8 protein-coding genes and 1 pseudogene are annotated in these 16364 nt (G+C 41.5%); 3 read left to right on the top strand and 6 right to left on the bottom strand.

The window, feature by feature from the left end; translation table 11 throughout:
• From H7T99_RS10705 to H7T99_RS10685, 5 genes and pseudogenes are all read right to left on the bottom strand, one after another.
• Nucleotides 1-494, bottom strand: a pseudogene (locus tag H7T99_RS10705) (YSIRK signal domain/LPXTG anchor domain surface protein); the annotation flags it as partial.
• A 1008-nt stretch (nt 495-1502) separates the two neighbouring features.
• Nucleotides 1503-2390, bottom strand: a complete 888-nt coding sequence (locus H7T99_RS10700; RefSeq protein ID WP_215671874.1) for a hypothetical protein — start codon at nt 2388-2390, stop codon at nt 1503-1505.
• Nucleotides 2391-3434: 1044 nt separating this feature from the next.
• On the bottom strand, nt 3435-3614 hold the full coding sequence (locus H7T99_RS10695) for a hypothetical protein (RefSeq protein ID WP_060972869.1): 180 nt from the start codon (nt 3612-3614) through the stop codon (nt 3435-3437).
• A gap of 81 nt (nt 3615-3695) precedes the next feature.
• Nucleotides 3696-4208 carry a hypothetical protein gene (locus tag H7T99_RS10690; protein WP_060972868.1) on the bottom strand — a complete coding sequence of 171 codons (513 nt, stop codon included), beginning with the start codon at nt 4206-4208 and terminating at the stop codon, nt 3696-3698.
• A 330-nt stretch (nt 4209-4538) separates the two neighbouring features.
• Nucleotides 4539-5552, bottom strand: coding sequence for a hypothetical protein (locus H7T99_RS10685; protein ID WP_260315523.1), 1014 nt, complete (start codon nt 5550-5552; stop codon nt 4539-4541).
• A gap of 28 nt (nt 5553-5580) precedes the next feature.
• On the opposite strand from H7T99_RS10685, the gene H7T99_RS10680 reads away from it, so the two are divergent.
• Nucleotides 5581-5799: an LPXTG cell wall anchor domain-containing protein gene (locus H7T99_RS10680; protein WP_311628261.1), complete on the top strand. Its 219-nt coding sequence runs from the start codon at nt 5581-5583 to the stop codon at nt 5797-5799.
• A gap of 203 nt (nt 5800-6002) precedes the next feature.
• Here the strand turns inward: H7T99_RS10680 and H7T99_RS08980 are convergent, their stop codons facing one another.
• On the bottom strand, nt 6003-6446 hold the full coding sequence (locus H7T99_RS08980; protein WP_037602335.1) for a hypothetical protein: 444 nt from the start codon (nt 6444-6446) through the stop codon (nt 6003-6005).
• Nucleotides 6447-7042: 596 nt separating this feature from the next.
• Here H7T99_RS08980 and H7T99_RS08975 point away from each other — a divergent pair.
• Both H7T99_RS08975 and H7T99_RS08970 read left to right on the top strand, forming a co-directional pair.
• The gene (locus tag H7T99_RS08975; RefSeq protein WP_037602333.1) at nt 7043-11392 is read left to right on the top strand and encodes a glycoside hydrolase family 70 protein; all 4350 of its coding nucleotides are present in this window, start codon (nt 7043-7045) and stop codon (nt 11390-11392) included.
• Nucleotides 11393-12170: 778 nt separating this feature from the next.
• Nucleotides 12171-16154 carry a mucin-binding protein gene (locus H7T99_RS08970; RefSeq protein WP_037602331.1) on the top strand — a complete coding sequence of 1328 codons (3984 nt, stop codon included), beginning with the start codon at nt 12171-12173 and terminating at the stop codon, nt 16152-16154.
• The last annotated feature ends 210 nt before the right edge of the window (nt 16155-16364 follow it).

Below are 16364 nucleotides of genomic sequence, written 5' to 3'. Positions count from 1 at the left end.
CAATCCGAATCGAATTCAGTTTCTACCTCAGAGAGTGAGTCGACATCAATGTCACAATCCGAGTCAAACTCAGTTTCAACTTCAGAGAGTGAGTCAACGTCAACATCACAATCCGAGTCAAACTCAGTTTCTACTTCAGAAAGTGAATCAACGTCAGCGTCACAATCCGAGTCAAACTCAGTTTCTACTTCAGAAAGTGAGTCGACATCAGCATCACAATCAGAATCAAATTCAGTTTCAACTTCAGAAAGTGAATCAACGTCAGCATCACAATCAGAATCAAATTCAGTTTCAGCCTCAGAGAGTGAATCAACGTCAGCGTCACAATCCGAATCGAATTCAGTTTCTACCTCAGAGAGTGAATCAACGTCAGCGTCACAATCCGAATCAAACTCAGTTTCTACCTCTGAGAGCGAATCAACGTCAGCGTCACAATCCGAGTCAAACTCAGTTTCTACTTCAGAGAGTGAGTCAACATCGACATCACAATCCAAATCAAACTCAGTTTCAGCGTCAGAAAGTGAGTCGACATCAGCATCACAATCTGAGTCAAACTCAGTTTCTACTTCAGAAAGTGAATCAGCGTCAGAGAGTGCATCTGTCTCAGAATCACAGTCTGTATCAAACTCCGAATCAGCGTCAGAGAGTGCATCAGTCAGCGAATCACAATCAGTATCTAATTCCGAGTCAGCGTCAGAGAGTGCATCAGTCAGCGAATCACAATCAGTGTCTAATTCCGAGTCAGCATCAGAAAGTGCGTCTGTATCTGAATCACAATCAGTGTCTAACTCAGAGTCAGCATCAGAAAGTGCGTCTGTCTCAGAATCACAGTCTGTATCAAACTCCGAATCAGCGTCAGAGAGTGCATCAGTTTCTGAATCACAGTCTGTTTCAAACTCAGAGTCAGAATCAGTAAGTGTATCAGTAAGCGACTCACAATCAGTGTCTAACTCAGAATCAGCATCAGAGAGTGCGTCAGTTTCTGAATCACAGTCTGTATCAAACTCCGAATCAGCCTCAGAAAGTGCATCAGTTTCAGAATCACAGTCTGCTTCAAACTCCGAATCAGCGTCAGAGAGTGCATCAGTTTCTGAATCACAGTCTGTTTCAAACTCCGAATCAGCCTCAGAAAGTGCATCAGTTTCTGAATCACAGTCTGTATCAAACTCAGAATCAGCCTCAGAAAGTGCATCAGTTTCAGAATCACAGTCTGTTTCAAATTCAGAATCAGCCTCACTAAGTGAATCAGTTTCAGCTTCACAGTCTGAATCGAACTCAGTTTCTACTTCAGAGAGTGAATCAACGTCAGCTTCACAATCCGAATCGAATTCAGTTTCTACCTCAGAGAGTGAGTCGACATCAATGTCACAATCCGAGTCAAACTCAGTTTCTACTTCAGAAAGTGAATCAAATTCAGAATCACAGTCTGTTTCAAATTCAGAATCAGCTTCAACAAGTGAGTCATTTTCAGCATCACAGTCTGTTTCAACTTCCGAGTCAGCCTATGTAAGTGCGTCTGTTTCAGTCTCACAATCAGTGTCTACTTCAGAATCAGCGTCAGAGAGTGCATCAGTTTCAGAATCACAGTCTGTATCTAATTCCGAATCAGTCTCAGAGAGTGCATCAGTTTCTGAATCACAATCAGTGTCTAATTCCGAATCAGCGTCAGTAAGTGAATCCATTTCAGCATCACAGTCTGCTTCAACTTCAGAATCAGCGTCATTAAGTGCGTCAGTTTCAGAATCACAGTCTGTCTCAAATTCCGAATCAGCATCAGTAAGTGAATCAGTCTCAGCATCACAGTCTGCTTCAACATCAGAGTCAGCGTCATTAAGTGAATCCATTTCAGAATCACAGTCTGTCTCAAACTCAGAGTCAGCATCAGTAAGTGAATCAATTTCAGAATCACAATCAGTGTCTAATTCCGAATCCGCTTCATTAAGTGCGTCAGTTTCAGAATCACAGTCTGTTTCAAACTTCGAATCAGCGTCAGTAAGTGAATCAGTTTCAGCTTCACAGTCTGAATCGAACTCAGTTTCATCGTCAGTAAGTGAATCAATTTCAGAATCACAATCTGCCTCAACTTCCGAGTCATCGTCAGAAAGTGAGTCAACATCAGCGTCACAATCCGAGTCGAATTCAGTTTCGACTTCAGAGAGCGAGTCAATGTCGACATCACAATCCGAGTCAAACTCAGTTTCTACCTCTGAGAGCGAATCAACATCAACATCGCAATCCGAGTCAAACTCAGTTTCGACTTCAGAGAGTGAATCAACATCAGCATCACAATCCGAGTCAAACTCAGTCTCAGCTTCAGAAAGTGCCTCAACGTCAACATCACAATCCGAGTCAAATTCAGTTTCAGCTTCAGAAAGTGCATCAGTAAGCACATCACAACTGGAATCGAATTCAGTTTCGACTTCAGAGAGTGAGTCGACATCAGCATCACAATCCGAGTCAAACTCAGTTTCTACTTCAGAAAGTGCCTCAACTTCAACATCTCAGTCTGAGTCGAACTCAACTTCAGCCTCAGTAAGTGCGTCAACATCAACATCACAGTTGGAGTCAAATTCAGTCTCAGCTTCAGAAAGTGCCTCAACGTCGACATCACAATCAGTATCAACTTCTGAGTCATCCTATGTAAGTGCGTCAGTGTCTGAATCACAGTCTGTTTCCAACTCAGAGTCAGCCTCAGAGAGTGAGTCGACATCAGCTTCACAATCCGAATCAAATTCAGTTTCAGCCTCAGAGAGTGAGTCGACATCAGCGTCACAATCCGAATCAAATTCAGTTTCGACTTCAGAAAGTGCGTCAATCTCTGAGTCACAATCAGAGTCGAATTCCGTTTCAACTTCAGAGAGTGAGTCAGTTTCGGAATCACAGTCTGTCTCAAACTCAGAGTCAGCTTCAGAAAGTGCTTCAGTATCTGAGTCACAATCGGTTTCAAATTCAGAGTCAGCCTCAGTAAGTGAATCAATTTCAGAATCACAATCTGTATCAAATTCTGAATCCGCTTCAGAGAGTGCTTCAGTTTCAGAATCACAGTCTGTTTCAAATTCTGGGTCAGCATCATTGAGTGCGTCAGTGTCTGAATCACAATCAGTGTCTAATTCAGAATCATCGTCAGTAAGTGAATCAATTTCTGAATCACAGTCTGTTTCAAACTCAGAATCAGCCTCAGAGAGTGCATCAGTGTCTGAATCACAATCTGTCTCAACTTTCGAATCCGCATCAGAAAGTGCATCAGTAAGCGAATCACAATCAGTGTCTAATTCCGAGTCATCGTCAGTAAGTGCTTCTGTATCAGAATCACAATCAGAGTCTAACTCAGAATCCGCATCAGAAAGTGCGTCAGTATCTGAGTCACAATCCGCTTCAACTTCAGAGTCAGCCTTAGTAAGTGCGTCAATTTCGGATTCACAATCAGTCTCAAATTATGAGTCAGCTTCAGAGAGTGAGTCAGTCTCTGAGTCGCAATCAGTCTCAAACTCAGAATCAGCATCTGTAAGCGAATCAATTTCTGAGTCACAATCAGTCTCAAACTCAGTTTCATCGTCAGTAAGTGCATCAGTTTCAGTTAGTGAGTCATCATCATTGAGTGAATCACAGAGCACAAGCGCATCCGTTTCGGCTTCTGAATCAGCATCATTGAGTACATCGAGCTCATTAAGTGCTTCTGTATTTGAAAGTCAATCTCAAGCCTTCAGTGCTTCAATTTCTACAATCATTTCAACTGTTGAGTCTATTTCGAACTCGGCTTCAAGCTTCATTTCAACAAGTGAATCGATTTCGACATCTAATTCAGCATCATTGAGTGAGTCGGCGTCATTGAGTGCATCCGTTTCTGGATCACAATCAGTCTCTAATTCAGTGTCTGCATCAACAAGTGCTTCTGTCTCAGCATCACAGTCTATTTCAAACTCAGTTTCAGCGTCAGAGAGCGAGTCAATATCAGCTTCACAATCCGAGTCAAACTCAGTTTCAGCGTCATTAAGTGCATCAGTTTCTGAATCACAGTCTGCTTCAACTTCAGAGTCAGCGTCAGTAAGTGAATCAATCTCAGAATCACAGTCTGTATCTAACTCCGAATCAGCATCAGAGAGTGCCTCAGTTTCTGAATCACAGTCTGTATCTAATTCAGAATCAGCGTCAGAAAGTGCATCAGTTTCAGCTAGTGAGTCAGCATCATTGAGTGAATCGCAGAGCACGAGTGCATCAGTTTCGGCTTCTGAATCAGTATCATTGAGTACTTCGAGCTCATTAAGTGCTTCTGTATTTGAAAGTCAGTCTCAAGCTTTCAGTGCTTCAATTTCTGCGATTATTTCAACTGTTGAATCTGTTTCGAACTCGGCTTCAAGCTTCATTTCAACAAGTGAATTGGTTTCGACATCTAACTCAGCATCCTTGAGTGAGTCGGCGTCATTGAGTGCATCTGTTTCAGGATCACAGTCAGTCTCTAATTCAGTGTCTGCATCAGAAAGTGCTTCTGTCTCAGCATCACAGTCTATTTCAAACTCAGTTTCAGCTTCAGTCTCAGCCTATGTATCAGAATCACAATCTGCCTCAACTTCAGAGTCATCGTCAGAAAGTGAATCGACATCAGCTTCACAATCAGAATCAAATTCAGTTTCGACTTCAGAGAGTGAATCAACGTCAACATCACAATCTGAGTCAAACTCAGAGTCAGCATCATTAAGTGCTTCAGTTTCAGCTAGTGAGTCTGTATCCTTGAGTGAATCACAGAGCACAAGTGCATCAGTTTTGGCTTCTGAATCAGCATCCTTGAGTGAGTCAGCGTCATTGAATGCATCTGTTTCAGGATCACAATCAGTCTCTAATTCAGTGTCTGCATCAGAAAGTGCTTCTGTCTCAGCATCACAGTCTATTTCAAACTCAGTTTCAACTTCAGTCTCAGCGTCAGAATCAGCAAGCGCAGCCGCTTCAGAAAGTTCTTCGATTTCAACAAGTGAGTCTGTATCGTTGAGCGAATCGCAAAGTGCAAGTGCATCTGCATCAGAAACTGCTTCATCAAGCGTTTCAGTATCCGAGTCAGCATCTACATCAGTATTCTTGAGTGCCTCTGAAAGCACAAGTACTTCAACGTCATTGAGTACATCAGCGTCAGCAAGTACATCCGCTTCAGTCTCAGCCTTAGAATCGACTTCAGTAAGTGTCTCAATTTCAGAGTCGCAGTCAGTATCGAACTCCAAGTCCGTTTCAGAGAGTGCGTCTGTGTCTGAATCAGAATCCATTTCAAACTCAGAATCAACTTCAGTAAGTGAGTCAGTCTCAGAATCACAGTCTGTGTCAACCTCAGTAAGTACTTCGATTTCAGCTAGTGAGTCTGTATCGTTGAGCGAATCACAAAGTGAAAGTGCATCCGAGTCTGTATCAGCAAGCACATCTGCTTCAGTCTCAGCGTCAGAATCAGCGAGCGTATCCGCTTCAGTATCTACGTCAGCCTCAGTAGGTGCGTCAGAATCAGCGAGCGCCTCCGCTTCAGTCTCCGAGTCCGCTTCTACATCGGCATTCTTGAGTGCTTCTGAAAGCACAAGCACTTCAACAAGTATTTCAACTTCATTGAGTACATCAGCAAGTCTTTCAGCCTCAGCATCAACAAGTGCTTCAGTGTCTACTTCAGAATCAATTTCTGAAGTGAGAGATCCTAAGCACAAACGTGGTAGCCAAGCACTTCCGAAGACTGGTGAGGAAAACTCATCATTAGGTATGGCCTTGGGTGCCTTGGCAACTGCAACTGGTCTTGGATTTCTTGCCAAACGTAAGAAAAATGAAGAATAGGACGAAGATTATTCGTATTTCTGAATTGTAAGAGTCTTTGCAATGCTTAGATAAGCACAATAAAAACACCTTCATGTTAGATAACCATTCTAGCTAGGAGGTGTTTTTTTGATTTAGAGATGTTGTGAAAGGTTCAAAATGGTACTGACTTTTTGAAATACTAATGACTACATAAAAATAAGAGACCACTTGAACATGGTCTCTTATTTGTTGTCTTGCTCATTATCTTGTTTATACATGACTGTTCCCACTGTTACAAGAAGGGTTATGAGAAATGGTGTGACTCGATAAGGTCTCCAGGCAGGGTCATAAGCCAAAAGGGTTGAAGCAAGATAAAAAACATTGCTTGAGTATAACAAAACTATATTTTCTTTTTTAAGGCCTTTTCCTATTAAGATGGTTGCAATGATAAAACTAATCAAGCTATAACGTAGAAAAAGGATTACAATCATTCCCCAAGGATTTGACAGTCCTAAGAGCAAAAATAAGGCAAGATAAACGATAGCTAAATAAAAAGCGACTGCAAGGAAAATAGAAGCAGCCCTGTTGTCTGGAGCATTCTTCTTAATGAGCTCTTGATTATTGAACTCTTGACCAGTCTTACCCTTATCTTGGCTTGTGTTGAAGTTTGTATGTTGTACTGACATCTTTCTCACCTACCCCTCTATTTGTATCTAAATAGGTTAACTCTTTTCACCTTTATTATACTTCTTTTTTACCTTAGTTTCAGCAAGATCGATAGGCTTTTGAGCCATTTTTATAAGATGAATTATTGCTCGATGTTCTGCTTTCTTACTGGCACTATAGTGCCCCAATTTAAAGCCCTTACACCTCGGTAAGTAATGAGTCGCTTAGATAGTTAGAATTTAGTTTTTATATGAGAAGCTAGACTAAAAAAGACACCATCTTAACAGACCTAATGGTTTGGTAAGGATGGTATTTTTTGTCGCTTTGAGAGAAGTGCCTTAAGGATTTTGTGAATTTTCATTAGATTTCCTTGTAATCCCATTAAAAGAAGTACCTTATCAATAATCATTCTAAATAGCCATAGAGTGTCAGTTTTCTGTTTCTCAATGAACTAAAATGACCATTTTTATATTTCTAAATACTCATTTAAAGCTAATGTCATTAAAACAACAAAAGGACTTTTCTAAAAATTATGAAAATTTATCGAATCTTATTGAAAAAAAGCTTTCAATGATTTAGAATGAAGCTATAAATGGGAAAAAGGAGTCTTTTTATTATGGACAAAAAAGTACATTATAAAATGCACAAAGTTAAGAAACAATGGGTAACCATCGCAGTTACAGGGATGTCGCTCGGTGCAGTCTCAGCGGTTTCTTTAGGGACTAACGACGGTGTCGTTCAGGCCGACGAACACACGGATGCTACTGTAGCTATCCCCGATATTACTGTTGATACGGGTACTGTATCTAACGATACAACGGCTGCTCAGGATCCAACTACAGCAGTTGCAGCGACAAACGATGTCACAACTGACCAAGCAGCTCCAACAGCAACTTTCGATTTGACAACTGATACAACAAATACAGTTGTAGCGAATGCTGTTGATACGGCAGCGCCAGTCGGTACTGATCGTGCGGCAACTACAACAGATACAACAGCAACCAATGATACAGCTGTTGATACAACAAATAACAATACTACAACTGACACAACAACAGTTACTGATCGCGCAGCGACACGTGAACGTCGTGCGACTGGTGCTCGACGTGGTCCTACAGGAGGCCGTCGTGCTACCCCAGTTAACGGCAATACAAATAATGCCAACAATACTGTCACAGTAGTAAACAACGACCTTCCAGCAACTAACAATGTCGTAACTGATGGTCCAAGTCACATCAAAACAATTGATGGAAAACAATACTACGTTGAAGATGACGGCACTATTCGTAAGAACTATGTCCTTGAACGTAACGGCGGAAGCCAATACTTCAACGCTGAAACTGGTGAATTGTCTAATCAAAAAGAATACCGTTTCGACAAGAACGGTGGAACAGGTTCATCAGCTGATAGCACAAACACAAACGTTACTGTAAATGGCGATAAGAATGCCTTTTATGGTACAACTGATAAAGATATCGAACTTGTTGACGGTTACTTCACTGCCAACACATGGTACCGTCCAAAAGAAATCTTGAAAGACGGTAAAGAGTGGACTGCCTCAAGTGAAAATGACAAACGTCCATTGCTTACGGTTTGGTGGCCAAGTAAGGCTATCCAAGCGAGCTACCTTAACTACATGAAGGAGCAAGGTCTTGGTACGAATCAAACCTACACATCATACAGTTCACAAACTCAAATGGACCAAGCAGCGCTTGAAGTTCAAAAGCGTATTGAGGAACGTATTGCGCGTGAAGGCAACACTAACTGGTTGCGTACAACTATCAAAAATTTCGTGAAGACTCAACCTGGTTGGAATTCAACTTCTGAAAACCTTGATAACAGTGACCACTTGCAAGGTGGTGCCCTTCTTTATAACAACGACAGTCGTACAAGCCAGGCTAACTCAGACTACCGTCTCCTGAACCGCACACCGACTAGCCAAACAGGTAAACGCAATCCTAAGTATACTAAGGATACAAGCAACGGTGGTTTCGAGTTCTTGTTGGCTAATGATATCGATAACTCAAACCCTGCGGTTCAAGCTGAGCAGTTGAACTGGCTCCACTACATCATGAACATCGGTACTATCACTGGTGGTTCTGAAGATGAAAACTTCGATGGTGTTCGTGTCGATGCCGTGGATAATGTCAATGCCGACCTTCTCCAAATTGCTTCAGATTACTTCAAAGCTAAATATGGTGCTGATCAAAGTCAAGATCAAGCCATTAAACACATGTCTATCTTGGAAGCATGGTCTCACAATGACCCATACTACAATGAAGACACTAAAGGTGCTCAATTGCCAATGGATGACCCTATGCACTTGGCATTGGTATATTCACTCTTGCGTCCAATCGGTAACCGTTCAGGAGTTGAACCACTCATTTCAAATAGTATGAATGACCGTTCTGAAAGTGGTAAAAACTCTAAACGTATGGCTAACTACGCCTTTGTGCGTGCTCACGACTCTGAGGTACAATCAATCATTGGTCAAATCATCAAAAATGAAATCAACCCTCAATCAACAGGGAATACCTTCACTCTTGATGAAATGAAGAAAGCCTTTGAAATCTACAACAGAGACATGCGTAGCGCTAACAAGCAGTACACACAATATAATATCCCATCAGCATATGCCTTGATGCTTACGCATAAGGACACTGTGCCACGTGTTTACTATGGAGACATGTACACAGATGATGGTCAATATATGGCTCAAAAATCACCATATTACGATGCTATTGAAACCCTCTTGAAAGGCCGTATCCGCTATGCAGCTGGTGGTCAAGATATGAAGGTTAACTACATCGGTTATGGTAATACTAATGGTTGGGATGCTGCAGGTGTCTTGACTTCTGTACGTTATGGTACAGGGGCTAACAGTGCTTCTGATGCTGGTACAGCAGAAACACGTAACCAAGGTATGGCAGTTATCGTTTCAAACCAACCTGCCCTTCGTTTGACAAGTAACTTGACTATTAACATGGGTGCGGCTCACCGTAACCAAGCTTATCGCCCATTGCTTTTGACAACAAAGGATGGTGTGGCTACTTACTTGAATGACAGCGATGCTAACGGTATTGTCAAATACACTGATGGTAACGGTAATTTGACATTTAATGCAAGCGAAATCCGTGGTATTCGTAACCCTCAAGTTGATGGTTACCTTGCGGTTTGGGTACCAGTAGGTGCTTCTGAAACTCAAGACGTGCGTGTGGCACCAAGTAAAGAAAAGAACAGCAGTGGTTTGGTTTACGAATCAAATGCTGCCCTTGATTCACAAGTTATCTACGAAGGTTTCTCTAACTTCCAAGACTTCGTCCAAGATTCATCACAATACACTAATAAGAAGATTGCTGAAAATGCAAACCTCTTCAAATCATGGGGTATCACATCATTCGAATTTGCCCCACAATACGTTTCAAGTGATGACGGTAGCTTCCTTGACTCAGTCATCCAAAATGGTTATGCCTTTACAGACCGTTATGACATTGGTATGAGTAAGGACAACAAGTACGGTTCATTGGCTGACTTGAAAGCAGCTCTTAAATCGCTCCACGCTGTAGGTATCTCAGCGATTGCTGACTGGGTTCCAGACCAAATCTACAACCTTCCGGGTGATGAAGTGGTCACTGCAACTCGTGTTAATAACTATGGTGAAACTAAAGACGGTGCAATCATCAATCATAGCCTCTATGCTGCTAAGACACGTACTTTTGGTAACGACTACCAAGGTAAATATGGTGGTGCCTTCCTTGATGAATTGAAACGTCTTTACCCACAAATCTTTGACCGTGTTCAAATCTCTACTGGTAAACGTATGACTACTGACGAGAAGATTACACAGTGGTCTGCGAAGTACATGAATGGTACTAATATTCTTGACCGTGGTTCAGAGTACGTGCTTAAGAATGGTCTAAGTGGTTACTATGGTACAAATGGTGGTAAAGTTAGCCTTCCAAAAGTAGTCGGAAGCAACCAATCAACTAACAACGACAACCAAAACGGTGATGGTAGTGGTAAGTTCGAGAAGAGCTGGGGCAGTGTTTACTATCGTTATAACGATGGCAAACGTGCTAAGAATGCCTTCATCAAAGATAACGACGGAAATGTTTACTACTTTGATAACACAGGCCGCATGGCAATCGGTGAAAAGACTATTGATGGCAAACAATACTTCTTCCTTGCTAATGGTGTGCAGTTGCGTGATGGTTACCGTCAAAACCGTAGAGGTCAAGTCTTCTACTATGACCAAAACGGTGTCTTGAATGCAAACGGCAAACAAGATCCAAAACCAGATAACAATAATAATGCATCAGGACGTAACCAATTCGTTCAAATTGGTAATAACGTTTGGGCTTACTATGATGGTAACGGTAAACGTGTAACAGGTCACCAAAACATTAATGGTCAAGAACTCTTCTTCGACAACAATGGTGTCCAAGTTAAAGGTCGTACCGTTAATGAGAACGGCACTATCCGTTACTATGATGCTAACTCAGGCGAAATGGCTCGCAACCGTTTTGCTGAAATTGAACCAGGTGTTTGGGCTTACTTCAATAATGATGGAGCAGCCGTAAAAGGTTCACAAAATATCAATGGTCAAAACCTCTACTTTGATCAAAATGGTCGTCAAGTGAAAGGTGCTTTGGCTAATGTTGATGGCAACCTTCGTTACTATGATGTAAACTCAGGTGAGCTTTACCGTAATCAATTCCATGAAATCGATGGTAGCTGGTATTACTTCGATGGTAATGGTAATGCTGTCAAAGGCATGGTTACTATCAATGGTCAAAACCTCCTCTTTGATAACAATGGTAAGCAAATCAAAGGTCATTTGGTTCGTGTGAACGGCGTTGTTCGTTACTATGATCCAAATTCAGGTGAGATGGCTGTTAACCGTTGGGTTGAAGTGAGTCCAGGATGGTGGGTTTACTTTGACGCTCAAGGCCGAGGACAAATCTAATCGTTTCCAAACTGTATGAACCGAGACAGTAGTCTCGGTTTTTATGGCATGTTCGGATTTCATTAAGGATTTAATGATGGCTGAACAAGTGATTTTAAAACCATCTTGAGTTAGTCATGATAGTCTGATAGTAATCATTACATCTGTAGTTCCATGAAAAAGTAATCATGCTAAAAAAGCTATTAGTTATTTATAACTTAATACGAGAAACTTGAGAAACTGGGGAATTTCATTAAATGGTTCCAATCTATTGACGAAGCGTAAAAGTCAATCTATACTAAAAGTAATGCTAGTTATTCATTGGCATTCCATAGTCGAGGACTAGGCACAGACCTTCTCTGTGCCATTCTCTTAGGTTGTTCCCTTACAACTGAGGTAAGGTTCTAGTCTTTCAAAGATGAGAAGTAGTTGTGATAGTTTATAGTCTATTTCTTATGAGAGTGTCTTTAGGGAGAGAAAACTCCATTAAAGACTCATCATTTAAGTTGTCGGGGTAATCTCATTTTGATGTCACTTTCATAAACTACTTGATAGATATTGCACATTAAAGCGCTATTTTTTTACTTAGGGGTTAAAATGATTAAAGTTCTTACACCTTACTTGTAAAAATTCGATTCTCGTATTATAGTATATATAAGAGATATCAAAAATTTTAATCTTTGATAAGAACTTGTTAGTTTCTCCGAGGGAAAATGAAATCTTAATAGAAAAGATTTCCATGAGAACTTAGCAAGTATAGGATTTTATTTCTCATAAAAAGAAGAAAGGGGGAGTATTTTTGAGAGCCTATAGGGAAGATGCGACTGAAGCAGCAGCAAGAACTGCTGAAGAGCATATTGCACATAAATCAGCGGACTCTGATTTAGTTGATACTATAGATCTTTCTAAATTATTGACTAACCCAAAAAGTCGCTCTGACCACAGTGCCCCCTCTCCATTAGATTTTGCTAGAGCTGACGAAGCCCTCTTTGATAATCATGCCCAATCGGAAACCGTGAGGATTCCATCTAAGCAAGAGATTATTTTTCAAGGAGCAGATTCTAAAACTCCAGACCCTGAAGTCATGGAAAATCATGTTTTTACGGGGACTAGAGATAGGAAGACTGGCTTAATCGAATGGGACAAGGACAGTTATACCTATCCTAAGATATCGGTACCAGTTGTCCAGGGCTATTTCGCTGACCAAAAAGAAGCGGGTTTTAACGTTGTCACACCCTATGTGCCAACGGTAACGGAACATGTGACCTATAGGAAATTGGGACGCATTATCCCTGTGACAGAAGATGGGGAATATATTCCAGGTGCTTTGACTAAGCAGTATAACAATAACAAAAAAGATCCACGAAAGGCGGGTGAGACAGCAACACCAGCTGTTCAAGATTATATGACAGATATTAAAAGTGTAGTACCGAACAAACCAGGAGGGGATACTCCGGTTGTGTATCGTAAAATTTTCAAGAAAGCCAGCATCACTTATATTGATGAAACTACCGGTGCTTACTTGGTTAGTGACCAGTTGACCGGGGAATTGGGTGAAGCGATTGAATACGGAACAGCAACACGTATCAAGACTTTCAAGGACATGGGATATGACTTGATTCAGGACGAATTCCCTAAAGATGCCATTTTTGATGATAAGGATATTGATGATCAAGAGTGGTTTGTCCTCTTGCAACACGATGTTGCCAAGGTAGGGCCTGACCATGAGCAAGTCCCAGATACTCCAATCAATCCTAATAATCCAGATGGACCTAAGTGGCCATCTAAGTATGCTTACGAAAAAGAAGTAAGCTTCACAGTCTTTTACAAGAGTACAGACGGCAATGCGGATTTACCAGATGCCGATGTGCAAAAGGCCTATTGGGTCCGTACCCTTACCTTTGACAAGGTCACAGGTGAGCTTGTTGACGAGACAGAATGGTCACCAAACAAGACCAAGTATTATGACATCTATGCACCAGTTGTTTTAGGCTATTTTGCAGATAGAGTAGAAGTTAAAGGTAGAGAAGTTACTGAAGATAACATCGAAGAAACCATTACCTACGTTCCACTTGGTAAAATCATTCCTATTGATGCAAATGGACGCTTGATTCCAAACGTTCCAACGCCAACCTTCAACAACGATGCCAATAACCCAACTAAGGTTAGTGAGACACTTGTTCCTCACATTCCGGGTTACCGTCCAATGCAACAAAGTGTCATGCCTGAGAGCTTGACAGACGATATTCTTGTTGAGTACGCTCCAATCCTTGAAGATGTAACGCAACCAACCTTGCAAACGGTCTTCTTCAAAGGAGCTGGCGAAGCAACACCGTCTGTTAATATCCAGTCTGACTTTACTTTCACTGGTAAGTACAATCAAGCAGAAGACACTTACACTTGGGATCAAGACAGCTATACCTTTGCTAAGGTTAATGTCCCAGTTATCGAAGGTTACTATGCGGACAAGGCAGTGGCTGGTATGCAGATTGTTACACCTGATAAACCAGAAGCTACAGACAGTGTTGTCTATAAAGAACTCGGTAAGATTATCCCTGTTGATACCTTTGGTAATCCAATCGCGGATGCAGAACCAGTTCATTATGCTAATGATCCTCAAGATGCTACGCAAGTTATTGAAACACCAGCACCACAAGTTGCCGGCTACCAGGCTGAAAGTGAATTGGTATTGCCAATTGACCTCAGCATGGACCAAACCTTGGTTTACGAACCAATCTTGGATGATATCACACAAGATACGAAACAAACGGTTACCTTCCAAGGTGCTGGCTACAAAGATCCAGTTATCAACATTCAAGATAGCTTCAGCTTCCACGGTAAGTTTAACCAAGTGGAACAAACAAGCACTTGGGATCAAGACAGCTTCACTTATGATGTTGTAGAAGTTCCTGTAGTTGAAGGCTTCTATGCAGATAAACGTCAAGCTGGTGGACTTGAAGTTCGACCAGACCTTCCAGAAGTGGAAGATACAGTTACTTACACAGAACTTGGTAAGATTATTCCAGTAGATGAGTATGGTACACCTATTGAAAATGCACCTACTCCAAGCTATAACAATGATCCAGAAGATCCAACCATGGCTATGGAAACAGTCGTTCCAGATGTTCTTGGTTACATTTCTGAAAAGGCCTTTATTACTCCAGAACACCCAGGTCAAGATACCAACGTGGTTTATGCTAAGGATGAGCAAAAAGCTATTATCCTTTACATGAATGAGCTTGATAAGTCAGAATTGACTCGTGATGTTGTTGTCGGAAGCTCAGGTGAGAAGATTGACTACTCTACTGATGAACAAATCGCAAACTTGCTCAAACAAGGTTATGAACTTGTCAACGATGGTTATGCAGAAGCCTTTGACCACACTTACAACGGTGATTCTGACTTTGATCAAGTCTTCGAAGTGGTTCTTCGTGAACGTTTGGTTCTTATCGACCCAGATATGCCAGCACCAGTTGCAGGTGAAGTCGTAGATCCAAATGATGTGAATAGCCCAGTTTGGCCAAATAGCGTAGAAATGCTTGAAAACCGTGCCGATGTGACACGTACCATCCAGTATGTCTTCGAAGAAGGTGGCTTGGCTAGCGATGACTACGTTGAAGTTCTTGATTTCAAACGTTTGGCTAATGTAAACCTTGTGACAGGTGCTATCAATTATGAAGCATGGTCAAGTACTCAAGCTGGCTTCTCAGCTGTTCCTTCACCAGAGGTTGTCGGATTCACACCAGACCGTATAGAAGTCGCTGAAATGACAGATGTTTCTGTGGAAACTCCTGAAATCATGGAAGTGGTTACTTACCTCAAGGATGCTCAGAAAGCTACAGTCACTTATGTTGACGGTACAACTCGTAAGAAACTTGAAGTGGTCGACTTGCTTGGTAAATCAGGTGAAGTGATTGAATACTCAACAATCGAACGTATCAAGTACTATAGCGACCGTGGTTATACTCTTCTTGCTGATGGCTTCACAAACGGCGTTATCTTTGATGGCGATTCTCATGTTGACCAAAACTTCATGGTTACCCTTCGTCATGGTACCGTTCAAGTAGGTCCAGATAACATCCAAGAAGCTGGTACACCAATCAATCCAGCAAATCCTGATGGTGCCAAATGGCCAGAACGCGAAAGCTACATCAAAGACGTAACCTTCACAGTTCTCTACACATCTAGCGATGGACAAGCAGAACTTCCTGCCAATAACATCCAAACTGCTCAATGGACACGTAGCTTGACTATTGATAAGGTTACAGGTGAAGAGCTTGGTTCAAGCTACTGGACTTCAAATAAAGGTCAGTTTGAAACAGTCATCACTCCTGAAGTAGAAGGTTACAGTGCTGATAAGGACAAGGTTGAAGGTAAGACAGTAGGTCAACGTAACCTTGAAGAAACCGTTGTTTATATCCCGCTTACAGGCGATATTAACGGTAAACCTAAGGAAGACAAGGCAGACGATATCGTTGTTGAAGAAATCCAAGACCTAGAAGTTCTCGACCAAGTCGAAGAGCAAGTGGAAGCTCATGATGGACCAGTCACTTATGGACCAGGCGATGACTTTGAAGCACCTGTTTCAAGTCAAGCTGAGGGTAAAGGCTCTAAACACAAGATGCCAATTAATCTCTCAAATGAGGAAGAAGCAAGCAAAGGTAAGATTGAAGAAACCATCAATATCGCAGGCTTCACCGTATCGGTAACAGGTCTAGGACTTGGCCGCAACGGACGTAAAAAGAAAAATAAAAAAGATCACAAAGATCAAAAGGACAAATAATATAAAGCCCTGAATGACTCAGGCATGCCCAGACAGAAAGAAAATCTCAAGTTGCTTAGTGCACTTGGGATTTTTTTGTGGATTACCTAACTGAGGTCTGTGGAAACTAAGTATTATAAACGTAAAAGAAGGCGTCAAAACATAAACAGACATTGATTAAATTGATGATAAAAACTATAATCTAGTTACAAGAGCTATGCACATAAATGC

It is taken from the genome of Streptococcus sp. 17.1 (genome assembly GCF_016648655.1).
GTDB lineage: Bacteria > Bacillota > Bacilli > Lactobacillales > Streptococcaceae > Streptococcus > Streptococcus salivarius_E.
This window is presented reverse-complemented; position numbering and strand designations above follow the sequence as displayed.